Here is a 22,646-nt window from a genome sequence, read left to right on the forward strand (position 1 = left end):
CTATCTTCTGTTTTATTAACAAGCTTTTTCTGCCCATCGCTTTTTATTTACGCAAAATGCGCTTCGATGAATGGGAGAGGATCTACGGGAAGATCCTCGAGGATCTCGGATTCTCCCGATCGAGAGATGAGGAGGCGGCCCGCGTCCTCTCCTCGCTTCTCAGATCCGCAGATCAGGTCTCGCTGGAGGAGATCGATCAGATCATCCGCGGGAGGGACGTGGTCGTCTGCGGCAACGCCCCCTGCCTGAGAGATGATATCGGAAAGATAGGGCCATCCGATGTGGTGGTGGCAGCAGATGGCGCCACGTCGGTGCTTCTCGAGCATGCCGTTCTCCCTGATCTCATCGTGACGGATCTCGACGGATACATGCCGGATATCCTCGAAGCCAACAGGCGTGGATCCATGGTGGTTGTACATGCTCACGGCGACAACATCGAGAAGCTCATGGAATACGTCCCGCATCTCAGACGGATCTTGGGAACCACGCAGGCGCATCCCCTCGAGAACGTCCACAACTTCGGAGGGTTCACAGACGGTGACAGGGCAGTCTTCCTGGCGGTGGAGTTCAAACCGAGAAGCATCCGCCTGATCGGCTTCGATCTCGAGGATCAGAACGTAACTCCGAGAAAGATGAAGAAGCTCCAGTGGGCCAGGAGGCTCATCGAGATCGCACTTGGAGCGCCATGATCGATCCCGGACTGCTTTTATACCCGGAGTCCATCTTTCGAAGGGTGAGGTTCCATTGATTCTCAGAACTCATTATTCCGGTGAGATCAGTCCGGATATGGACGGATCAGAGGTCACGCTGGCAGGACATGTGCACGAGATCCGCGACCTTGGAGGCATCTGCTTTCTCGTGCTGAGAGACAGAGAGGGGCTTGCGCAGGTAACAGTTCTCACTAAGAGAGCGGACAAAAAGCTCGTTGAGATCGTGCGCGGAGTGAGCAGGGAGAGCGTGGTTCTAGTTCGCGGGAAGGTCAAGTCGGAGCCGAAGGCGCCCAATGGCTTCGAGATCATACCTGAGGCTGTCGAAGTCCTTTCGAGGGCTGACTCGCCCCTGCCGCTCGATCCCACAGGCAAGGTGGGCGCGGAGCTCGACACAAGGCTCGATGCGAGGTTTCTGGACCTGAGAAGACCCGCGTCCATGGCGGTCTTCAAGATAGAGTCCGCTGTTATGAGAAGCCTGAGGAACACATTCTACGAGAATGGCTTCATCGAGGTCTGCACGCCCAAGATCGTGGCGACCGCCACGGAGGGCGGCACAGCTCTCTTCCCGATAAGCTACTTCGAGCGGGAGGCCTTCCTGAACCAGAGCCCGCAGCTCTACAAGCAGATGCTGATGGCCACCGGGCTCGACAGGGTCTTTGAGATAGGGCCGATATTCAGGGCGGAGGAGCATGATACCAGAAGACACCTGAACGAGGCGATATCTGTGGATGTGGAGGTGAGCTACGCGGATCACGAGGATGTGATGGCGCTTCTCGAGAACGCGGTTGCATCTGCCTACAGATACGTCTCGGAGAACTGCGATAGGGAGCTCCGGATTCTTGGAATTGAGCTTGATGTTCCTAAGACGCCGTTCCGCAGGATCACCTACACAGAGGCGCTGGAGATGGCCAGCGAGTCGGGAAGGAGGAGCATGGAATGGGGAGATGATATCGATACGGAGACGGAGCACTATCTGGGATCCGTCATCGGCGAGCACTACTTCCTCACAGACTGGCCGAGCTCTGTGAAGCCGTACTACACGCAGCCTTATGATGATAAACCTGAGATATGCAAGGGGTTCGATCTCATGCATCCATCGATGGAGCTCGCGAGCGGCGCGCAGCGGGTCCACGATTATGAGCTCCTAGTGAACAGGATACGGGAAAAGGGGCTGAACCCGGAGAGCTTCGAGTTCTATCTCAAGCCATTCAGGTACGGAATGCCGCCCCATGCAGGCTGGGGCCTGGGGCTTGCGCGCCTGGTCCAGACGATGCTCCGGCTGGAGAACATCAGGGACGCGGTGCTCTTCCCGCGGGACAGGAGAAGACTGGTTCCCTGAGCATGACGGTGCACGTTCACCTCTTTGGGATCGGGACGAGTTTGGTCTCAAGACCGCAGCGCCTCTGAGGCCTGGACGGTAGCAGATGCTGCGGCTTCTGAGACCAGATCACTGCTGCGTGGATCTCTGCGATCTCATGCTCTGGAATCCGTCTGCTCCTGGCCGGAAATGCAGATCTCAATGGTATCAAGAGATGCGACAGCTCTGGCTTGCGAACTGCATCCCGATGCATCACCGATCACTCCATGTGTTCGGCGGACCGGCGAAAATATAAATAGGTTCCAGAAGCCCAGTATCCCCATTTAGGAGATCACCAGATGTCCCATGCGGTCAGCGTGCCTGTTCCGCTCAGCATGAGCAGTGGGCGGCAGGAGGTATCTTGCTTGTTCAAGATAGAGTCGAGGAACCTATCGCTATGGTACGGGAGCAAGCAGGCTCTGAAGAACATAACCCTGGGGATTCCTGAGAACAGGATTACAGCTCTAATAGGCCCATCTGGATGCGGAAAATCGACATTCATCAGGTGTATAAACAGGATGAACGATCTCATACCCAACGTCAGGATAGAGGGCGAGATGCTCTACGATGGCAAGAACATCTACGATAAGGCCATGGATGTCGTCTCTCTCAGAAAGAAGATAGGCATGGTCTTCCAGAAGCCAAATCCATTCCCGATGTCGATCTACGATAACGTTGCATACGGGCCGAGGATTCACGGATACAGGAACATCGACAGGATCGTGGAGCAGAGCCTGAAGGACGCCGCTCTCTGGGAGGAGGTGCAGGACAGGCTCGATCAGCCGGCCATGGGCCTGAGCGGTGGGCAGCAGCAGAGGCTCTGCATAGCAAGGGCGCTGGCCATGAGACCGGAGGTCCTGCTATTCGATGAGCCATGCAGCGCTCTCGACCCGATATCGACCTCCCGCATAGAGAGCCTCATGGAATCGCTCAGGGGCAAATACACACAGATCATAGTGACTCATAACATGCAGCAGGCTGCGAGGGTCTCAGATTACACCGCATACTTCTACATGGGGGAGATGATAGAGTTCGGGGAGACGAAGCAGCTCTTCGAGAACCCGAGGGAGAGGAGCACAGAGGATTATATCACAGGGAGGTTTGGTTAGCTCTTGGGAGTGGGGGTTTCATGAGTCCGTACAGGGAGAGGTACCACAGGGATCTGAATGCGCTCAGAGAGATGACCAAGGAACTCTCTGATCTCGTCTCCTCCTCGATAGAGAGATCTGTGGAGGCGCTCTGCAGGAACGATGCCGCCCTGGCCAGGGAGGTCGTTCAGGGTGACTACGTGGTGGACGATCTGAGCGTGAAGATGGAGAGCAAGTGCCTGGAGCTCCTCGCCCTTCAGCAGCCCATGGCGAAGGACCTGAGGATGATAATCGGCATACTGAAGATCGGGATAGATCTCGAGCGCGCAGGAGATCTGGCTGTGGACATAGCGAGGGCTGTGATCCAGACGAAGGACAAGGACCATATAGAGAAGCCTGATGGTCTATCTAAGATGGCCGGCATCGCGGTTGAGATGTTATCAGGGGCGATGGAGGCTCTCGAGAAGGGGGACCCGGAGATGGCGAGGAATGTGACCAAGCACGATTACGAGATCGATTCACTTTATGTAAAGGTGCGTGATGCGCTCATGATAATGACGGCTGAGAACATGGGCATCATGGACCAGACGATCCCTCTGTTGATGGTGAACAGGCACCTTGAGAGGATCGGGGATCACATCTGCAACATCTGCGAGTCCATAGTTTATATGATAGAAGGAAAGAGAGAGCACCTGAATTAAGAGATCGACATGGAGACCAGAAAGGTTCAGAGGACCGGGAAATCGACATTCATAGTCTCGCTCCCGAAGGGCTGGGCGGTGAGAAACGGCATAAAGCCCGGGTCCATAGTGTACATCACACAGGGGGAGAGCGGGGATCTCATACTCTCGCCTGAGCGGACGAGCCAGAATTTGAAGGTGAAGCTGGATATAGGGGAGAAGTCCGGAGAGGCGCTGATCAGGGATATCATCGGGTGTTATTTATCAGGCTACAGAACGATCGAGGTGGTCTCCCCTTACATGACCCCGGAGCAGAAAAGGGACATACACCAGATTGTGAGCAAGCTGATCGGTCCCGAGATACTTGAGGAGACAGGAAACAAGGTTCTGATCCAGGATCTTTTGAACTCTGAGGAGCTCCAGTCGGACAGGGCACTCAGGCGGCTCAGGACCGTTGTGAGATCGATGATACAGGATTCAATCGACTCTCTGATAGGAATGAAGAAAAACCTTGCACAGGATGTCATACAGCGCGATGACGATGTGGATCGTCTGAACTTGCTGGTGTCACGCCAGTTCACCGAGATGCTTAGGACGGGCGCCCTCTCGCAGAGCTCGCTTGATGTCATCACAGCCTTCAACTATGCGCTTGCGGCATCCAACCTGGAGAGGATCGCAGATCACGCACACACCATAGCAACTCTGGTGATCGAGCACAGCATGCCGGTTCCTGATGATATGGCTGTGGAGCTCTCGAGGATATCCGCGATCATAGCTGGTCTCATAGATGAGGCCATATCGGCGCTGCTTAACAGAAACACAGAGATAGCGAACTCGATAATAGAGCGAACAAAGGAGATACGCGATGAGGCGATGAGGAACCTCGAACCCATCATATCCAGCTCATCATCAGTGGTAGACCAGGAGGAGATCATGATGAGGATGGTGGTATCAAGCAGCATCGCGAGATTCCTGGATCACATAAAGAACATCGGCGAGTTCACCATCAATATGACGCATGCTCAGCTGCGTAGCTCGTGATCTTCCATGTAATGTGATCTACCGCGTCCTGAAGCTTCCCACTTAATAGCCAGAACTTGCATCACAGATATGTGGTTGGAGTTTTTGGATCTGTGTGGGTACGGTCTCACAACCATGTGATGAGATGGTTTCTGGAAATTCAGAGATGGTATCATATTCTGGGTTTCATACACACCTAGCTCGATGCCATTCTCTTTTGCTTCGTTCAGCTTCTCGAGAAGCTGGTTTTAGAGCCACCTAAAACATCTGAGCTTCGGCCGACTTTGTATCGCCTTAATGAAATATCGGATACCTCTAGCTGATGAACATCACTTCTCACTCTGGACTCCAAATATTATATGCGAGGCGCGCTGCCTTCCGGGAATGCTCATTTTCCGTATCTCTTTGCCTGATGGAGTTTCTGGACAGATCCGTAGAGATTCTCCTGGTTTTCCTGCTTTTCTGGCGTTTGAGAAATCTGTTTTGCTGCGGAAATTTGCCTTAGCACAGCAATCAGACTTCAACCATGACACCCATACAGATATAATTAAATTACACCCTTACTGGAAATACTTATATCTGATCAGTATCTTAATTACGTATCAAAGGTAGGTGATGCGAATGGATCCCATAAGATGTGTTCTTCTCATTGTTGTGCTCCTCGCGATGCCCGCAGCATATGCAATATCAGTGAGCTACGGCTCCAGCGGTTATGGTGGATCTGTTACGCTCTCTGAGAGCTACGAGCTGGACTCCTCCACAGGGCTCTCGGAGTCGACGAACCTAGGCCAGGGATCGGTGGAACAGACGAAGAGCGTTTCTGGAACAGGGATCAATCGCATCTCTACATCTATATCATCAAAGGGGTACAGTGCTGGAAGCAGCATTGAGAGCACTTCATCCCTCTCACTATCCAGTGCGGTTGCCGGCGATGGCAGTGGCGCGGGCGTCTCGCAGGCCTTCTCAGCCTCAGGCTCTGTATCATCCTCACTGGAAGGAGTCAGCGGTGATCTCAAGGCTGTGCACAGCGCAGGTGTGGAGGCCGGTCTGCTATCATCCGCTCAGAGCATTGGCTTGGGAAAGGACGTTTCAGCGATGGAGAGCATTCAGATCGCCGGCACGAACGGATACATCTCAGCCGGATTTTCGAGCAGAGACGGGACCGGGGAGGTGGCATCCGCATTCTCGCAGGGAGAGATCTGTGGAATCCTCGGGTCAGATAGCGCTGCTGTCCACGGAGATCTCGCCCTTAGCGGCCCTGGAGGTTTGAGTGCGTATGCATCTGATCCGGAGAGCAGCAGCAAGCATGAGATCCTCTTAGAGGATGAGGGAAGCGATGCGGACGAGGGTGCATCCGCACAGCTTCTCGCCTCAGCCAACGGATACGCGCTCTCAGGTGCATCCCTGAGCGCAACCGGGGATAGGGTGAGCATCTGCTCGGTCATATCCAACCCGAAGGGGAGCCTGGTCACGAAAGAGGCGCAGAGCGGAGTGTCGAAGCCGATGAACTCTCAGTCGCTGGGAGTGGCCACCGGAAACAGCGTGACAACAACCTGGAGCAGGTCTGGAAGAGGGAAGATATCTCCGATCTCATCAACCTACACGAGCCAAGATGGTACCAAATACGTATCCAACAGCGTCAGCGGCTCAGGGTATCCGTACAGCGTATCTGGCTCGGCCACGATCAGCCAGAGCAGCGCTGCGATGTACCAGACTTTAGGCAGCACGAATGGGGCGCTCACAACATCCCAGAGCGCGTGGTCGAGGAGCAACGGTGAGGATCTCAGAGCAACCAGCTCTCTCACATCATCCGGCACCATTTCAGGCACACAGATCGCCATCTCGGATCCACTCAAGGTCGTAAGCTCGCAGTCACTCACAGTAACAGGCACAGCAACTGCATCATCATCATCCAGAGCGAGCTCGAATGGCGACAGCTCCTCCGCCTCGGCGAGCGTAAGCGGCGCAAAGACCATGGCTCTAACAACACTCGCTGATGCATCGAACACACTCTACGACAACAAGCTCCACCACAGAACCGGAGCGCTCGCTGATGCCTCAGGGTATGCCTCATCGATAAAGGCTGACAGCTCCGCATTTTATCTCAATAACTTCGCGAGATCTCACGGCGAGTGGACAAAGGCCGGATCAGGAGAGCTCACGGTCAGCGCTGAGACCGTTAAGAGCGCGGTCTCGGATGTGGAGATGAAGACTGGAAGCGATGCCGCCTTGTCATACACACAGTCTGGCACAGGATCTACCGTGAAGAGCGGGCTGTACACATATGCTTCTGCCAGATCAGGCGGTGATGTGTACCTGTATCAGAGCCACCTCTACTCGCATGCGTACCCGAAGAACGACCACCACGAAATGGACGAGCATGTATCCACTGCGTCCTCGGCCATATCAGCGAAGAAATCGGACATGAAGATACAGCAGTGGGAGAACGGAAAGTGGGTTTCATCAAAGAGCTACTACAGCTCTGGGAGCTACACAGCCGCGGTGAGATCCAATGATATAGTGACATCCTCATACAAATGGGACAGGCTCTGGGAGGTGCAGCCCAGAGGCAAGACGCCATACGACAGGGTTCCTTGGGGAGTGGAGTACATGTACAGCAGCTCATCGCTCTCGAAGACCTATGGCGGAAAGGGGATAGATGTTGCGATAATAGACACCGGCGCTGACACGCTCCATCCGGACCTTCTCATGCGTATCGAGGACTTCGCAGATGCATACGGTCCAGGAGAGTACACGCAGTCCGACCCACATGGCCACGGAACCCATGTGGCAGGGACTATAGTCGCTGATGGAGGATTCGATGGGAAGGGCATCTACGGCATGGCGCCTGAGGCCGATCTGAGGGTTTACAGCACCAACTTCCTCTACAGCGATGTCGCCAGCGGAATATACAGGGCCACGGATCTCGGAGCTGAGATAATATCGATGTCACTGGGCGGCTCTGTGGAGTCAAGCACACTCAACAGAGCTCTTGATTACGCAATGGCAAATGGGGTGATGGTTGTGGCCGCGGCCGGAAACGGCCTGCCGTACAATCCAACAATGGCAACGCCTGCACGCTACCCCGGAGTCATAGGCGTCGGCGCCATAGACAGCTCCGGAAATGCGATATGGTGGTCCTCACCCGGCTCGAACGACGGCGATTACATCCCCGAGGGCAACGAGGTCACCTTCGGAGCTCCCGGCGTGAGCGTTTACTCGACGTACCCGACTTACAAAGGATACTACACAACGATGAGCGGCACGAGCATGGCAACTCCACATATCGCAGGGACCGCTGCCAGCCTGTGGTCCAGATACCTGATATACGGAGACGGGGCGAACGATATCAAGAGCCTGATGATGAACAATGCGAGACAGAACGATGTCACCACAGTGAAGATCACCCCTGAGTCAGTGTGGTACAGAAGCTATGCAGAACCGTACTCTAACTCTGGATATTACAGCATGATATACCCGTACATGGACGGCTCAGCGACTTACTACCTGAAGATACTGCAGGGCGATGATGTTCTCACAGGTGTGGGGGTTCCAAGAATAAGTCTGTAGGGGAGTGGCAGCGTCTGCAGGGACAGGATGCTCTGTGCCATCCTGCCCCTGCGGATGTTAATGGCGATGTTCGCTGCAAAGCCTCTGTTCAGATTCGGTACGTTCGGATTCAATATAGTATTTTTTGCATCGAATGAGTCCCAAAAACCGGGCGCCACTTGATGGTGTCATGTGGGTGTCCTGGAAACCAGAGACTCTGCGGGATCCGCTCTCGCATTGGTTGATGATGCGGTTTTTGTAAGTAGTTCATCAAAAGCACGCAGCTCCTATATCTACTGCTCCACCGCATGCGCCTCCCCAGCCAGCCTGGTGCAGATCGAGGCGCATTCCACGAGCGAGGCGGTGTACGGATGCGCAGGTTCTCTGAGGATCTCGCCCGAGGGGCCCTCCTCTACGATGCTCCCCCTGAGCATGACCGCGATCCTGTCGCTCACCTTTCTCGCAAGGGCGATATCGTGCGTGATGAACAGTATCGACAGCCCCATGCGCTCCTGCAGGTCCATGAGCAGCCTCAGGATCTTAGCCTGGACGCTCGGATCCAGCGCTGATGTGGGCTCATCCGCTATGAGCAGCTTTGGATGCATGACCAGAGCCCGCGCGATGGCGACACGCTGCGCCTCACCACCGCTGAGCTGATGCGGGAATCTCCTGAGAAACTCAGGATCTGTGGACAGCTCAGCGCTCTCCAGTGCCCTCATCGCGCTCGCGATCCTCTCCTCCTCGCTTCCGATCTTCTGCACGTCCAGAGGCTCCCTCACAGCCTGAAGGACGTTCAGCCTGTGGCTTATCGACTCCTTCGGGTTCTGGAATATCATCTGCACGCGCCTGTAAAATCCAGAATCCCATCTCGCTTTGTCTCCCTCAAGAAGTATCTCCCCCGAGTCGGGCTCGATGAGCCCCATGATTATCTTCGCAAGCGTCGTCTTCCCGGATCCGCTCTCTCCCACGAGCGCAAGCGTCTCGCCCTCATACAGCGTGAGGCTGACATGCGATATCGCGGAAAAACCGTTGAACTTCTTGCACACATCCCTGATCTCCAGCAGCGGAACTATGCCGCCCCTGTGGCACGCGATCATCCTGCCATTCGATTCTGCAGCTCTCGGGACCTCTCTCTTGCATATCTCCATCCTCTGAGTGCAGCGGGGATGGAAAGGACATCCGCCGATTCCAGGTATCGTCATCCCAGGAATCCCCTGAAGGTCCTTTGTGGTGTTCATGCTCGGGAAAGATCTAAGCAGGCCTCTGGTGTAGGGATGTCTCGGGTTTCTGATCAGATCAGCAGTCGCGCCCATCTCCAGGATCATGCCGGAGTAGAGCACCGCCATTCTTCTGGATAAAGCGGATGCGAGCGATATGTCGTGTGTTATTATTAAAGAGATACGATCCGATGTTGCGGATCTGAGAAGCTCCACGATATCAGCTTTTGTAAGCGCGTCAAGCGAAGCTGTCGGCTCATCCAATATAAGAAGATCCGGGTCGTTGGCGAGCGCCATTGCGATGAGGACCCTCTGCCTCTCTCCCCCGCTCATCTGGTGCGGATACAGCCGGTACCTCATCTCATCCAGACCAACTGCAGTGAGCAGCGCACGTGCTCTCTCCCTTATGCGCGTCCCGCTCCACTTATTGTGAGCTGCTATCGCCTCGCAGACCTGCTCCTCTGCGGTGTAAACAGGATCGAGCGCGTCCTCGACGTTCTGGAAGACCATTGCCATCCTGTCACCGCGCAGACGCCTCATCTCATCCTCTGAGAGCTCCAGGAGACTCATTCCATCAAAAACTACATCCCCCTCGAGCCTGGCGTCGATGAGCCGCATTATCGACAGTCCCAGCGTTGTCTTGCCCGCTCCCGACTCTCCGACGACCGCCAGAGAATCGCCCCTCTCGAGCCTGAGGTCTATGCCCCTCAGAACCTCATGCTCTCCGTAACTGGCTCTGAGCCCAGATATCTCCAGCATCAGATCTCCTCCTGCAGCCTTGGATCCATCGCCCTCTCGAGGGATGCGGCGATCAGGCTCAAACCGACAAGCGTTAACGAGAGCAGGACTCCCGCTGGAATCAACCACCACTTCCACACATCCAGATATGTGAAGGCCATCGCCTGCTTCATCATCCTGCCCCAGCTCACCATCATCGGGTCTGAGACGCCAAGAAACGCCAGGCCGGCCTCCATGAGAACAGCGCGCCTTGCATCCTGTATCATTATAGCCACGAGGATCGGCCCCAGGTCAGGGATGATGTGCCTCCGGAGAAGGTATCTCCGGGATGCTCCAAATGAGCGGGCCGCCACGACATGTAGCCTCTCCTTGAGGGATAGCGTCTGTGATCTCACGATCCTCGCGCCGCCAGGCCAGCTGAAGAGGGATATCAGGACCATCAGTAGTCCAAGACTTGGGCGGAGGTAGGCTGCCACAAGTATCATCACGACCACTGATGGTAAGGATATCACAGCATCCACAGCCCTCATGCAGATCCTGTCATATATGCCGCCGAGCATCGCAGCGCTTCCACCGATGGCCACGCTTATCAGCGCTGAGAGAATAGCCACGCCAACCGCGATCATCAGCGATGTCCTGGCTCCATGTACCAGCTTGGCCGCGATATCCTGACCGAGATCGTCTGTGCCGAGCAGATGATCTCCGGATGGCGGGCTGAAGACCGGCCCGATATCCCGGTATGATGGAGCTATGAGGGGAGCGGATACTGCGAGGCCTGCGATAATCGCAACTATCAGCATCCCCGCAATTCCAGAGGGGCTGGATCTAACCTCTTTCCAGAGATCAACGTGCATATCTCACCCTCGGATCCAGGCGGACGTAGGTCATATCCACCAGAAAGTTCATTGTCAGTACTGTTACTGCGACGATCAGCAGCACGCCCTGTATGAGCGGGTAGTCGCGGGCGCTGAGCGCGGTGTTGAGCAGAGTCCCGACGCCAGGGTACGAGAAGATTATCTCCAGGAAGAGAGCGCCTGTTATCATGTTCGGCACTCGCATGCCTATGGCAGTCACAACCGGCAGGAGAGAGTTCCTGCCGGCGTGTCTGTATCTTATCGCCCCGTCCCTCAAACCCGTGGCCTTCGCTGTCATTATGAACCTCGCCCTGAGGGTGGTGAGCATGGCATTTCTTGTGAGCAGGTATGTTGGCGCGAGCTGGACTAACACAAGAGAGATCATAGGGAGGAGAAGATGGCGCGCAACATCCAGAACCAGATCGATTCCCTCATGCCCTGCGTAGGGACTCATCGCCCCTCCGAGAGGAGACCATCCGAGAGCCACGCCGAAGAGCAATAGGAGAACGATTCCAATGAAGAAGTCGGGCATGCCTCCAAGAAACATCATTCCTGAAAGCATGCAACCATCCAGCTTCGAGCCCCTTCTGTAGCCGGACTCTATGCCCAGAATCACTCCGACGCACGATGAGATTAGGAACGCAAGACCTGTAAGGAGCAGTGTCCAGGGAAGGAAGCCCAGGATCACATCTGAGACGCCGGTTCTGTAGTAGTAAGAGTACCCGAGATCACCGCTTAGCAGTGCTGTTATGTAAGTGATTAGCTGCATGTGCCATGGCTGGTCGAGGGCAAATCTCCTTATTATCTCAGCTTCCATCTCCGGGGTCATCGCTATCAGCGCCTCCTCCCCGTATATGGCATGCAGCGGATCGCCTGGCATCATTCTGGGAAGCACAAAGTTTAGGACGAGTATGAGGAGAAATGATACGGCGTAATTTGATAGCCAGCTTAGATCCATTTTGATGATTGAATCATACCTTTTGATTAAGATTGGCAGATTAACAGCCAAAGTATAATCACCTTATCTAACTTAATTTTATGATTATTAGTTTATTTGGACTTATTATTACCATAATTGATATAGTATTTGCTTGATATCACATGTGTAAATTGAGTTACATGATTTATTAATCTTTTGGAGAAAAACGCTCGTGACCCTGAGAGGAGCACGCCTCCTGCAACTCACCTGGAGGAAAGTGTTTTATCCGCGCGGCTCCTCAGCTCCCGCGAATGAGCTCAGGAATCAAGCATCGCGTCTACAGACTTCTTGAGCCTGGCGACGGTGAGGGTAGATGCTTTGACATCTTCATAATCTGTCTCATAGTCCTCAACGTTACAGCAGTGATACTCGAGACTGTCTGGTGGATAAACGCGCGATTTGAACATCTTTTCGATGCCTTCGAGATCTTCTCGGTCGCTGTCTTCACGCTCGAATACATTCTCAGGGTCTGGTCTTGCACAGCAGATCCTCGCTTCAGCGACCCCATCCGGGGAAGATTCAGATTTATGAGAACTCCGCTTGCAGTCGTTGATCTGCTTGCATTCCTGCCGTTCTACTTTCCGTTCGTGCTCCCGGACATGAGAGTTCTAAGAGCGGTCCGCATCTTCCGGCTGCTCCGGGTCATGAAGCTCGCGAGATACACCGAGTCGGTCGATCTCTTCATCGATGTCCTCAGGATGAAGAAGGATGAGCTTGTGCTGGTCTTGGTATCGTTGATGATACTTCTCCTGGTCTCATCCACGCTTATGTACGAGGTGGAGCATGACGCACAGCCATATAAGTTCTCATCGATACCCGCAGCCATGTGGTGGGGGCTGGTGACGCTGGCAACCGTCGGCTACGGCGACATATTTCCCGTGACGCCCGCTGGCAAGCTCATAGGCTCTGTGGTCGTGATGCTTGGGATAGGTCTCTTCGCGCTGCCAGCTGGCATAATCGCATCCGGCTTCAGCGAGGCCATCCAGAGGAGGAGGGAGCGCGAAGAGATGGTATGCCCTCACTGTGGGAAACCGATAAAAGAGTTGAGGAGAAGGTGAATCTCATCTCATGCGGTCAGTTCGAGCGTGCACGAGGATCCTGTTCTCCTGAGCCGCTGTGCCTTCATCGCCTCGACGAATGCCAGGAAGGGAGGAGATGGCCTGCCCGGTCTCGACCTCATCTCAGGATGGAACTGGCATGCGAAGAAGAAGGGATGTCCCGGGATCTCCAAGATCTCCATCAGATCGCCGTTCCTTCCGGAGAATAGAAGCCCGTGCTTCTCGAGTATCTCGATGTATGCTGGATTCACCTCATACCTGTGCCTGTGCCGCTCCACGATCTCTGTGGCCCCGTAGATCCTGTGTGCGAGGGTGCCCTCGAGGAGATGCGCTGGATAGTTGCCCAGCCGCATCGTCGCACCCATCTGCCTGACCTTCTCCTGCTCGGGAAGCAGCGCGATGACAGGATGAGGCGTCTCGCCGAACTCGGTGCTCGACGCGCCCTCGAGACCGCAGACGTTCCGGGCGAACTCTATAACCGCGAGCTGCATGCCAAAGCATATCCCGAGGTAGGGTATCCCCCACTCCCTCGCATACCTTATGGCGTTCATCTTGCCCTCCGTGCCGCGAACTCCGAATCCGCCCGGTACCAGTATTCCGTCGAACTCCCGCAGCACCTTCTCAGGCTGGACCCTCTCGAGATCCTCGGCATCTATCCAGGAGATCTCAGGCATCGCCCCTGCCTCGATGCCCGCATGCTTCAGAGCCTCGCGTATCGAGAGGTACGCATCCTTCATCGGATCCGTGCACTGTGATCCTGAGGTGTACTTTCCAACAAGAGCCATGCTGACCTTCTCCCTGACTGCGTCCATTCTCTGTACCAGATCGTACCAGTCCCGCCGCTCTTCCAGTGGGAACAACCGCATGGCCTTCATGATATACTTGGTGAGACCCTCAGCCTCGAGCTGGAGCGGAACCCTGTAGATGTCATCTGCATCATGCCCGCTGATCACAGCCTCTATTGGAACATCACAGAAGTGGGCTATCTTCGCCTTTGTCTCCGGCAGCAGTGGCTTCTTGCACCTCACCACTATCATGTCTGGCTGAAGCCCCAGCTCGCGCATCTCCTTGACGCTGTGCTGCGTTGGCTTCGTCTTCTGCTCGCCGTCAGAGGTCATCGGCGCGAGCGTCACATGGACAAAGAATATGTTGCCCGATTCCTCATACTTCAGCTGCCTCATCGCCTCCAGGAACGGCATCGACTCTATGTCGCCCACAGTTCCGCCAACCTCGATGAGACAGATCTCGCTCCCCCCAGTCCTGGAGACCTGGCGTATGCGCCTCTTTATCTCGTCTGTTATGTGCGGTATTATCTGAACGGTCTTTCCCAGATACTCGCCGCGCCGCTCCTTCTCGATGACCGTGCTGTATACCTTTCCGGTTGTGATGTTGTGGTCCCTGGTGAGCTCTATATCGAGAAACCGCTCGTAATTGCCGAGATCGAGATCCACCTCGCCGCCGTCCTTGAGCACGTAGACCTCGCCGTGCTGAAACGGGCTCATGAGCCCTGCGTCTATATTGATATACGGGTCTATCTTTATGGCCGTGACCCTGTAGCCCTTGTTCATCAGCAGCCTGCCTATTGAGGCTGCAGTTATTCCCTTGCCGAGCCCGCTCATCACCCCGCCGGTGACCACGATGTACCTCAAACAGATCACTCTCATCCAGAGCTAAGATCTCAGGATGGTAGCTGTACCATAGATGATAAGGCTGACGATCATCATGGATGTGGCGAGCGCTCCAGGGAAGAGCGGCAGGGTTCTGGTGTGGAATGTCAGCACCATGAGAATGATGGTTGCCCCAAGGATAATGGCGGCTGGAACCAGATCCATGCTGTACCTGCTGTATGCAGGCTCATATCTGTCAATGCTCTCCTCCTCCCGAGCGCCACTCCAGGAGTCATGGCGATAGTACCGATCGCTTTTGTAGTAACCCTCATCGCTCCGGTCTTCTTCATCCTCAGCTTCAGCATCGTATCCATCACTGTAATCATCACGGCTCTCTTTCTCCATCAGATCCCCATCCGCGTCCAAGCTGTCATCTCTGTATCCATCCGCCTCCAGGGTCACCGGAATTTTTTTTGTTGTAATGTCTGTACTGAGCAGCAGATCACCGCTAACCGTCTCAGCGGTCTCCGGCATCCTCACCGAGATCGGGATCGTCTCCTCGAGCACTATGTAATGATTCGTCTTCTCGGGTTTTACGTAGCGTAGGATGCTCTGATCCGTTTTAACAGCAAGGTTGGTCGGCTCGCCGAGGTTGACGACCCGGAGGCGTATCTCATCGCTGCCGCCCGGAGGTAGCCTCAGAGATATCGGTTCCGGCTCGCCCTCACCTGCGCTGTCGTTTATCCTGATCACGTACTCCATCGAGGATAGAGACGTGATCGTATTTTATAAATATTTCTCTAGTATATTAACGCCTCTCGCGAAGCTCCGGCGGGAGCATGTTGGGTATCCCCTCCTCTATCGGATACACTTCTCCGCAGGATCTGCACGTGAGCCTTCCGGTGAGTATCTCCCTCTCGTTCTCCTCGAAGACCTCGAGCTCTAGATCTCCCCTGCAAACGGGGCATACAAGTATCTCCATCAGATCTCGTCTCATGATTCATCAGGAGATGCTCATGGAGATCAAACTTCCTGCTCTGGGGATGCTGTAAAGACGTCTGGATCGGTCGCCTTTCCGCATCGGGATGCAGATGAAGATAACCCTGGAAAATCTGCAGCTTAACTCTTGATGGAGTGCGAAGCCGGAAGCCCTCCAGAGCGCAGGAGTGGTCCACATCCAGCCACTGAGCTCGCAGTTCTCGTTGAATGTCTCACAGCAGGCTGAGCCTGCCGGTCACCCTGTCCATGAGCTCGTCCGGAGCCGGCCCGAGGCCCAGGGCGGTCACGGTTCCGGGAGGTATCTCTGTGAGGCCTGCATCCCTGACGATGGCGGCCGGTATCCCCAGAGATTCCGCCTCTGCCCTGAGCCTGAAGAGGTGCTCCTCATCTCTGCCTCTGAGGGCGATCTTCCTCATACCTTCTTCCTTCCACTGCTCCACGATATCCTTCCTGGCGAGCTCCATCGCCATTATCGAGGCGTGCGCCACCTGGACCGCGAGCTTTCCTGTTGATAGCCTCAGATCATCCCTGACAACTATGCACTGCTTGAGCGGCATGCTGAACCTCAGGCCTTATTCGCTCTCCTCCTGTAGATATAAGCGCCTGCGCCTCCCAGGATCACAAGCAGCACCAGCGCGGGGAGCATCAACGATCTGGACGCAGGCTCCACTCTCACTGGAATCTTCATGCTCTCAGAGATCACGGTATCCCCTCTCACATCGGTGTACTTGATCTCGCTGTTGATGCCGTACTCCTTCGGGGTTGCATCCGAGTCCACATCGAGGCGGAAGACCACGGTCGCCTCCTCGCCCGGCCCGAGATCACCTATGTAAGCCTGGTCGTCGGTGGACGAGAACGGCTTGAATATGCTCAGCCTGGCGATGGCGTCGCTCACACCCTCCTCCCCGATATTCTTGTATGTCACCTGCAGCTCCTCCTTCTTGGCACCAGCACTTAGGACCCCCTTGACATCGGTGATCACGAAGTCCGCCCTCTTCTTTACGACGACCGGCACGATCACCGTCTGATTCGCCTTCTGGTACCAGTAGGCAGCCCTGAACCCTATGAGGTTGTTTGTAGCAGGATCAAACTTGTTCGCATCGACCTGGACATTGTACTGGTAGTCATACTTCAGATTGAGTTTGAGCGGGTACACGCCAGCTGGTGCGTGCTTTCCTATTTTTATCGTGAATTTGAGCGGGCTCTTTGTTTTGTCACCGGATTTGAGAGATTCCACAACCTGATCGCCGGACTTGACCTCGATCTGGTCGCTCTCGGGGACCAGAGTCGCAACTATGCCTATGGCAGTGGTCTTGGCCTGCTCCAGCTCCTGCTCTTTGGCTGCGAGCGCCATCTCCATGGGAGTGTAGGCGGTCTTGTCCTTCTCGAAGCTCATGAACCTGCCGTAGTTTATGAGGTCGATGTAGAGCGTGACCGTATCCCCCCTGTCGAACTCGTTAGTGCCGCTTATCGCAGCGGTCAGGTTGGGGGATCCGTACATGTTCCAGTAGTTCTCACCCTCTATCACAGGAGGGATGTAGTTGCTCTGGCCCATTGCTGGAGCAACGAGGATCAACAGCATTATTAATTCGTATCTCATCAAACTGCACCTGCGCATCTCTTTTTAATTGCATCGATCAGCATCACATTCATCTTCCGTATTCTCTCCCGCTCTCTTTCAAGCTGAACTAGAAGCACGGGAAATACCGTGAATGTTGTGATAAGAGCGAATATCACAGCCAGCACTGTCACTGTGCCGAAGTTGTTGGTTATGACGAATGGAGATGTTATGAGTGCCCCGAATCCGAAGACTGTGGTCATGCCGGATGCAACCAGAGCAGATCCTATGCTCGACGACGCCTTCGATATCGCCTGATCGATCTCGTTGCATCTCTCCAACTCCTCGTAGAACCGCTCCATCATGAGTATGGCGTACTCTGAACCCACGCCCAGGATCAGTGCTCCAAGCGTGGCTGTAAGTGGTGTGTACTTCATTCCGGTGACATACATAACCCCGCCCATCCAGCCTATGACTACGAGCATGGGCAGAACCGGCACAACCGCCTTTATCAGATCCCTGTATATCAGGAGGAGTATGAAGAATATCACAACCAGCCCGAAGAGTGTCATCTCTGTCCTTCCGGTCGTGAGAGCCTCGATCACTGTCGTCATCACAACCAGGTTGCCTGTTATCACAATGCCGGTTCCAGGAGGGACGCCGAACCACTCGATATCCTTGTACATCTCTTTTATAAGACGGTCGACACCCTCCTCTCCGAGGTCCCGCAGCGCGTTGCCTATGTTGATGTCCATCACTGCAGTATCATGCCCGTCGATGTACATGTCTTTCATTGAAGATGGCATCATGCTGAGCAGATATCTTGTTGAGGTCGCGTCCTCTGGTATGGAGCCGTTGTTCAGCATTCTCATATAGCTGGCAACGCTGTTGACGTAATACACCTGCTGCCTCGACTTCGTGATGTAATCTCCGAACTCATTCATCCACTCCAGAATCTTCGGATCTGTTATGTCATCCCCCTGGACGATTATGTTGAGCTCATCGCTCCCTCCGAATATGTCGACCAGGTGCCTGAACTGGACCAGAGGAGGGAGATCCTGCGGCATGTAGTTCTTGAAATCCGTGTCCACAGGAACCATTGTATCTGAGTAAACCCCTGCAAGCGACAGAGCCAGGGCGAGCAGGAGTATCAGAGGGCCACGCCTCAGCGAAAATCTTACGATGGATCTCACAGCTCTGCCGATGGCCGTCTCAGATTGAGTGCTATCAACGGCTGCATCCCCAGCACTTCTGCTGGCTCTGTTTCTTCTGTTGTTTCTGTTCTTCTCCGCGGCGTAGAGCACTGTGATGCCAACAAATAATGCTGAGAGGTAACACATTATGAGCCCTATGAGACAGAGAACTCCGAACGTCCTGATCATTGGCACGCTTGAGGTGAAGAGAGAAAAGAACCCGGCTGCTGTTATCGCCAGCGCGATCAGGACCGCTGGCGCAGTATGGGCCACGGTCTCTACGACCGCTTTTTTCATCGACCCTCCCTTCGAGAACTCCTCCTCGATCCTGTTGTGGAACTGTATCGCATAATCGATGCCGATGCCGATGAGTATCGGAAATGCAGACATCGATATCATCGTCATCGGGATGTGGAGCAGCCCCATTATCCCGAATGTCCAGATGATTCCCAGAAAGACGATCGGCAGTGGCAGAAGCGGCCAGTTGACATGCCGGAAGACGAGCAGAAGCGCAAGGATCATCAGGACTCCGGAGGCGACAAGCAGGCTTGAGTTGCTCTTGGACATCTCGTTCTTTATGGCCACACCAAGCGCCGCATTTCCTGTGACGGTTACTCCCACCCCTGCAGGAAACTCGGCCATGGCCACCGCTCTCTCGGTCTCGTGGAGGACCTCCTCGCGCTCCTCCTCAGTGAGCGTGAGCGGAATCTCTATCGAGAGTATCGTGTGCCTTCTGTCTGGAAGTATGTTCTGGAGCAGCCTGGGATCCCCTTTGAGGAGGAGCGCGTCTATCTGGCTCTGCTCATCTGGGATGTATCCCCTTCCGGTCTCTCTCTCTGCAGCGGTCTTGACGATCTGGGATATGCCCGTGACAGAGATGACATCCGGCACAGATTCCATGTGCACAGCAAGCTTGTCCATCGCCTTCAGGACATCAGGAGCTGTCACATCATCTCCCTCGATCACCACAGTTACCGACTCTGTTGCGAACCGCTCCTTGAAGAGGTGCTCATAGGTCTGGTACAGCATCGATCCCTTATCCACAAAGTCCTCTGTTCTCATCCCGTGCATCTCGATCTGCTGGGCGTAATGAAGCGAGAGAAGTGTGAGAAGAACTGCAGCGATGAGTATGACCTCAGGATTCTTTGCTATCCAGCAACCAAGCCGCTCTTTTCTGTCTATGCGTCTCACCCGCTATGATTTGATGTGTACAGAGGTTTCAGAACATGCAGTTTTTACGAAAAGTATTTAACGCTTCCGGCTCAGGTTCGCATGATGAACCGGGAAGAGATCGAGGATATCAGGAGGTACATCACTGAGGCGTGTGTTCAGATCGCCAGAATGCGTGGATACAGCGATGCGCTTGGAGTGCTGAGGGGAATTCTGATGCTCTCTGAAACACCTCTCTCCCTTGATGATCTGGTCGAGCTCACTGGTTACAGCAAGTCCACCGTGAGCACGAACATGAGCATTCTTGAGGGCATCGGCGTTGCGAAGAGGGTGATAACCCCAGGGGAGAAGAGGTACCGCTACATATCAGTGACCGACACAGAGATGCTCAGAAATGCGATGATGGATCATGTCAGGAGGGAGATCAGCACACTTATGGACGCGCTCGATCGCGCTGAAAGAGCGCTTTCAGACTCTGAGAGCCCGGAGGCAAGTCGGATCAGAGAGAGAATCAACGGGATAAGAAACTTCTACAGCAAGACGGACCGTCTTCTGAACCTCATACAGAAATATGATGTCGATAGGCTCATTGAGATCCTGGAGAGGAGCGGGTAAGACCGCAGAAGATATCTGCACGTAGGTGCGCTTGGATGCGCATCGCAGGGGCGGGAAACGCCAGTCCTTAATTTCGGGAGCTGGACTTGAGGCGATATCACACTCACACCGAGTATTTCTTAACACGCTTCACGTTCCTGGACTTGCAGCTCGGACAGGATGGTATGACACCAAGTCCCTTGAATGTGCTGCCGCAATCCAGGCAGGTGTATTCCTTCGCCAGTATATGCTCCTCATCCCCCACATTGATGAGGCTGAATCCGGGACCGGAACACATGAGGTTCACCTCAAAAAATCATCATTATTATCAATTAAATACTTTTTGTCTTGGCCATGCTGTTTGTACATGCATCGTGCACGTGGAATGCGCCCAAGCTCTTTGGAATCCGTTTGCAGATTTGGCCATCTCATGCGGTTGGGTCACGGGGTCGAGTCGTGAACGGCATTTGAGAAATCGGCATTCACCGACATAAGAGATCACGAATCCGGCGAGATCACATCATTGATCTCATTGATGCGAGTACACGAACGTCCATCGGTTCGATCTATGACCATAATATGAGCCAGATCACAATCTTAATAATTTATCTCCTGTCAATTGATATACATTGTATTTATATTTTCATTTATGCACATCACATGTTCTCAGACAGGTTTGAGAGCCTGTTGATCAGCCAGTTGGTCATGAAACCTGTGAGGAAGCACACGAGCATGGTCGAGAAGACGGTGTCATCTGATTTTACGTTAAATGCTATGAGGCCGCTGCTGAAGAGCAGGTACGCCATGTAGCCGAATATCATGCTGAGCAGCGGTATCGTGGTGTACCAGATCCGCTTGTACCTGACAACCATCCCCTCCCGCTGGAGATCGTCCACAACCCCGGTGAGTATCTGGGCGGATGAGCCGAGCCCCGCGAAGAAGGAGCTCCACAGCGGCACGCCGAGGATCCTGATATCAGAGTAGCCGTATATCAGCGCTCCGAAGAGCACGGCAGAAAGCACTCCGTAGAGCACCGCGTAAAGGCCGTAGAGCTTGAAGAAGAACGAGACAGTTCTGGAGCTGTGAATCCGCAGCCCGCGTATGTTGTGCTTCGCCTCATTGATCGCGCTTGTCAGCTCATACTTCGCCCTGTCGTAGTAGAGAAATGCATCCGCGTAGTTGTTCTTGCTCAGCTCCTTGAAGGCCAGGACGTAGAAGTCATAGCTGTTCTTGACATCTATCGAGCTTCTGTGAGCAGCCTGCAGCATCCGCCTCAGCCTTCGAAGGGCGAGTCCGAGATCCTCAGGCGATACCTCCTCAAGAGTGTCTTTGGCTTCCACAAATAAATTTACTTCAGTAATAAGGATATATAGTTTTCCATCAAAAATTTGATCTATGGATAATAATATTAATAATATTCCAGCTGCATGCATGAATCCCCGGCCGGATCTGGGGGTCCAATGCTATCTTGATATTGTCATGCCGTACTACTATTTAGAGGGCGATGCCACAGATCTTCGGTGATGCGATTCTCCGGCGGATGCTCAGGCTTTATGTTTGGCATTAATGATCTACAGGAGCGTTTGATCATCCTTCTTGTAGGATGACCTGGAGGATTTCCTTGCCGGTCCTATACGGTCTTAGATCGACTTTTGAACCGAGCTCAATCTGTATCATGAGAGCGTTGCGAGCAGCACCATCGCGACGTTATGACGCCAGCTTCTCCACGATCGACTCTCATAATGAGTGATGCGAGATCTTTGCATCTTAAAACGCTCTTTCTATCCATTCGCGGCTTCACGAGATTTTAGCGAGTCGCTCGATATCGGTATTATCTGATTACAAAAAGCAGCATCGATGCCCAGGCTTAAACCAAAATTTTTAAATATAATCAAATTAAGTTGATCAATTAAACATGAAGTAAGTAAAGTAAAAGTTATTTGTGGAGGAGGAAATGCGGCTCTTTATAACACTTGTAGCAACGTTGCTTCTTGTTACCAATTCATGTGCTTCGGTCACTGTGCAGCTCACGGTATTCTGTAACGGCGGTGTAGTTTATGATAATGCGGTAACTCTGGACAAGCCCGGCCCAACAGCATTTGATGCGATCAAAGCCAGTGGCGTGGCATACAACGGCTACGATTCTGAATGGGGGTACTTCTTGACCAGCATCGCTGGATGCAATGGCGCATGGGGGCCCGCGTTTTATGTTAATGGAGCAGAGTCACCTCTGGGTGTCAGCAGCTACCATTTGAACGATGGCGATCAGCTTCAA

Annotated in this window: 20 protein-coding genes; 9 read left to right on the forward strand and 11 right to left on the reverse strand. The window is 53.9% G+C overall.

Annotation, left to right across the window (positions count from 1 at the left end; translation table 11 throughout):
- Nucleotides 1-56: 56 nt before the first annotated feature.
- The 6 genes from NQU42_RS01420 to NQU42_RS01445 all read left to right on the forward strand — a co-directional run bounded on the left by NQU42_RS01420 (nt 57) and on the right by NQU42_RS01445 (nt 8,425).
- Nucleotides 57-689, forward strand: a complete 633-nt coding sequence (locus NQU42_RS01420; protein ID WP_296608430.1) for a 6-hydroxymethylpterin diphosphokinase MptE-like protein — start codon at nt 57-59, stop codon at nt 687-689.
- A 55-nt stretch (nt 690-744) separates the two neighbouring features.
- Nucleotides 745-2,049 (forward strand): aspartate--tRNA(Asn) ligase, encoded by a 1,305-nt coding sequence (aspS, locus tag NQU42_RS01425; RefSeq protein ID WP_296608433.1) that lies wholly within the window; start codon nt 745-747, stop codon nt 2,047-2,049.
- 353 nt (nt 2,050-2,402) lie between these two features.
- Entirely contained in the window at nt 2,403-3,176 is a 774-nt protein-coding gene (pstB, locus tag NQU42_RS01430; RefSeq protein ID WP_366069981.1) for a phosphate ABC transporter ATP-binding protein PstB, read from the forward strand.
- A 20-nt stretch (nt 3,177-3,196) separates the two neighbouring features.
- A complete protein-coding gene (gene phoU / locus NQU42_RS01435) occupies nt 3,197-3,856 on the forward strand; it encodes a phosphate signaling complex protein PhoU (protein ID WP_296608437.1) in 660 nt (219 codons plus the stop codon).
- Between the two features lie 9 nt (nt 3,857-3,865).
- Nucleotides 3,866-4,876, forward strand: a complete 1,011-nt coding sequence (locus NQU42_RS01440) for a phosphate uptake regulator PhoU (RefSeq protein ID WP_296608438.1) — start codon at nt 3,866-3,868, stop codon at nt 4,874-4,876.
- 600 nt (nt 4,877-5,476) lie between these two features.
- Nucleotides 5,477-8,425: a S8 family serine peptidase gene (locus tag NQU42_RS01445; RefSeq protein ID WP_296608440.1), complete on the forward strand. Its 2,949-nt coding sequence runs from the start codon at nt 5,477-5,479 to the stop codon at nt 8,423-8,425.
- Between the two features lie 272 nt (nt 8,426-8,697).
- Here NQU42_RS01445 and NQU42_RS01450 read toward each other — a convergent pair whose 3' ends face one another.
- From NQU42_RS01450 to NQU42_RS01460, 3 genes are read right to left on the reverse strand one after another with little or no spacing between them, the layout of a single operon-like run.
- The gene (locus tag NQU42_RS01450; RefSeq protein ID WP_296608442.1) at nt 8,698-10,380 is read right to left on the reverse strand and encodes an ABC transporter ATP-binding protein; all 1,683 of its coding nucleotides are present in this window, start codon (nt 10,378-10,380) and stop codon (nt 8,698-8,700) included.
- Nucleotides 10,380-11,213 carry an ABC transporter permease gene (locus NQU42_RS01455; RefSeq protein WP_296608444.1) on the reverse strand — a complete coding sequence of 278 codons (834 nt, stop codon included), beginning with the start codon at nt 11,211-11,213 and terminating at the stop codon, nt 10,380-10,382. The genes NQU42_RS01450 and NQU42_RS01455 overlap by 1 nt, the downstream gene beginning before the upstream one ends.
- Entirely contained in the window at nt 11,203-12,171 is a 969-nt protein-coding gene (locus NQU42_RS01460; protein WP_296608446.1) for an ABC transporter permease, read from the reverse strand. The genes NQU42_RS01455 and NQU42_RS01460 overlap by 11 nt, the downstream gene beginning before the upstream one ends.
- Before the next feature lie 272 nt (nt 12,172-12,443).
- Here NQU42_RS01460 and NQU42_RS01465 point away from each other — a divergent pair, with 272 nt between their 5' ends.
- Nucleotides 12,444-13,250 (forward strand): ion transporter, encoded by an 807-nt coding sequence (locus NQU42_RS01465; protein WP_296608447.1) that lies wholly within the window; start codon nt 12,444-12,446, stop codon nt 13,248-13,250.
- An 8-nt stretch (nt 13,251-13,258) separates the two neighbouring features.
- Here the strand turns inward: NQU42_RS01465 and pyrG are convergent, their stop codons facing one another.
- From pyrG to NQU42_RS01495, 6 genes are all read right to left on the reverse strand, one after another.
- Nucleotides 13,259-14,899, reverse strand: coding sequence for a glutamine hydrolyzing CTP synthase (gene pyrG, locus NQU42_RS01470; protein WP_366069975.1), 1,641 nt, complete (start codon nt 14,897-14,899; stop codon nt 13,259-13,261).
- Between the two features lie 21 nt (nt 14,900-14,920).
- A complete protein-coding gene (locus NQU42_RS01475; protein WP_296608449.1) occupies nt 14,921-15,619 on the reverse strand; it encodes a hypothetical protein in 699 nt (232 codons plus the stop codon).
- A gap of 46 nt (nt 15,620-15,665) precedes the next feature.
- On the reverse strand, nt 15,666-15,854 hold the full coding sequence (locus NQU42_RS01480; RefSeq protein WP_011696047.1) for a methytransferase partner Trm112: 189 nt from the start codon (nt 15,852-15,854) through the stop codon (nt 15,666-15,668).
- 214 nt (nt 15,855-16,068) lie between these two features.
- Nucleotides 16,069-16,413, reverse strand: coding sequence for a peptidyl-tRNA hydrolase Pth2 (gene pth2, locus NQU42_RS01485; protein ID WP_296608455.1), 345 nt, complete (start codon nt 16,411-16,413; stop codon nt 16,069-16,071).
- An 8-nt stretch (nt 16,414-16,421) separates the two neighbouring features.
- A complete protein-coding gene (locus tag NQU42_RS01490) occupies nt 16,422-17,456 on the reverse strand; it encodes a hypothetical protein (protein WP_296608457.1) in 1,035 nt (344 codons plus the stop codon).
- Nucleotides 17,456-19,798 (reverse strand): RND family transporter, encoded by a 2,343-nt coding sequence (locus tag NQU42_RS01495; RefSeq protein ID WP_296608458.1) that lies wholly within the window; start codon nt 19,796-19,798, stop codon nt 17,456-17,458. The genes NQU42_RS01490 and NQU42_RS01495 overlap by 1 nt, the downstream gene beginning before the upstream one ends.
- 84 nt (nt 19,799-19,882) lie before the next feature.
- Here NQU42_RS01495 and NQU42_RS01500 point away from each other — a divergent pair, with 84 nt between their 5' ends.
- Entirely contained in the window at nt 19,883-20,392 is a 510-nt protein-coding gene (locus tag NQU42_RS01500; RefSeq protein ID WP_296608459.1) for an ArsR family transcriptional regulator, read from the forward strand.
- Nucleotides 20,393-20,495: 103 nt separating this feature from the next.
- Here the strand turns inward: NQU42_RS01500 and NQU42_RS01505 are convergent, their stop codons facing one another.
- Both NQU42_RS01505 and NQU42_RS01510 read right to left on the reverse strand, forming a co-directional pair.
- Complete coding sequence (locus tag NQU42_RS01505) at nt 20,496-20,678, reverse strand: hypothetical protein (RefSeq protein WP_296608467.1); 183 nt, start codon at nt 20,676-20,678, stop codon at nt 20,496-20,498.
- A 349-nt stretch (nt 20,679-21,027) separates the two neighbouring features.
- Entirely contained in the window at nt 21,028-21,711 is a 684-nt protein-coding gene (locus NQU42_RS01510) for a hypothetical protein (RefSeq protein WP_296608461.1), read from the reverse strand.
- Nucleotides 21,712-22,325: 614 nt separating this feature from the next.
- Between NQU42_RS01510 and NQU42_RS01515 the strand changes: the two genes are divergently transcribed.
- On the forward strand, nt 22,326-22,646 hold a 321-nt coding region (locus tag NQU42_RS01515; protein ID WP_296608463.1), incomplete at its 3' end, for a hypothetical protein.

The organism is Methanothrix sp., from assembly GCF_024518575.1.
In the GTDB taxonomy this organism is placed as follows: domain Archaea; phylum Halobacteriota; class Methanosarcinia; order Methanotrichales; family Methanotrichaceae; genus Methanothrix_B.

What these genes read in the sequence shown, in the direction of transcription:
- NQU42_RS01420 (WP_296608430.1), top strand. Translation starts at nt 57, where the DNA reads ATGCGCTTCGATGAATGGGAGAGGATCTACGGGAAGATCCTCGAGGAT.
- pstB (WP_366069981.1), top strand. Translation starts at nt 2,403, where the DNA reads ATGAGCAGTGGGCGGCAGGAGGTATCTTGCTTGTTCAAGATAGAGTCG.
- phoU (WP_296608437.1), top strand. Translation starts at nt 3,197, where the DNA reads ATGAGTCCGTACAGGGAGAGGTACCACAGGGATCTGAATGCGCTCAGA.
- NQU42_RS01440 (WP_296608438.1), top strand. Translation starts at nt 3,866, where the DNA reads ATGGAGACCAGAAAGGTTCAGAGGACCGGGAAATCGACATTCATAGTC.
- NQU42_RS01445 (WP_296608440.1), top strand. Translation starts at nt 5,477, where the DNA reads ATGGATCCCATAAGATGTGTTCTTCTCATTGTTGTGCTCCTCGCGATG.
- NQU42_RS01450 (WP_296608442.1), bottom strand. Translation starts at nt 10,380, where the DNA reads ATGCTGGAGATATCTGGGCTCAGAGCCAGTTACGGAGAGCATGAGGTT.
- NQU42_RS01455 (WP_296608444.1), bottom strand. Translation starts at nt 11,213, where the DNA reads ATGCACGTTGATCTCTGGAAAGAGGTTAGATCCAGCCCCTCTGGAATT.
- NQU42_RS01460 (WP_296608446.1), bottom strand. Translation starts at nt 12,171, where the DNA reads ATGGATCTAAGCTGGCTATCAAATTACGCCGTATCATTTCTCCTCATA.
- NQU42_RS01465 (WP_296608447.1), top strand. Translation starts at nt 12,444, where the DNA reads ATGAGCTCAGGAATCAAGCATCGCGTCTACAGACTTCTTGAGCCTGGC.
- NQU42_RS01475 (WP_296608449.1), bottom strand. Translation starts at nt 15,619, where the DNA reads ATGGAGTACGTGATCAGGATAAACGACAGCGCAGGTGAGGGCGAGCCG.
- NQU42_RS01480 (WP_011696047.1), bottom strand. Translation starts at nt 15,854, where the DNA reads ATGAGACGAGATCTGATGGAGATACTTGTATGCCCCGTTTGCAGGGGA.
- pth2 (WP_296608455.1), bottom strand. Translation starts at nt 16,413, where the DNA reads ATGCCGCTCAAGCAGTGCATAGTTGTCAGGGATGATCTGAGGCTATCA.
- NQU42_RS01490 (WP_296608457.1), bottom strand. Translation starts at nt 17,456, where the DNA reads ATGAGATACGAATTAATAATGCTGTTGATCCTCGTTGCTCCAGCAATG.
- NQU42_RS01500 (WP_296608459.1), top strand. Translation starts at nt 19,883, where the DNA reads ATGAACCGGGAAGAGATCGAGGATATCAGGAGGTACATCACTGAGGCG.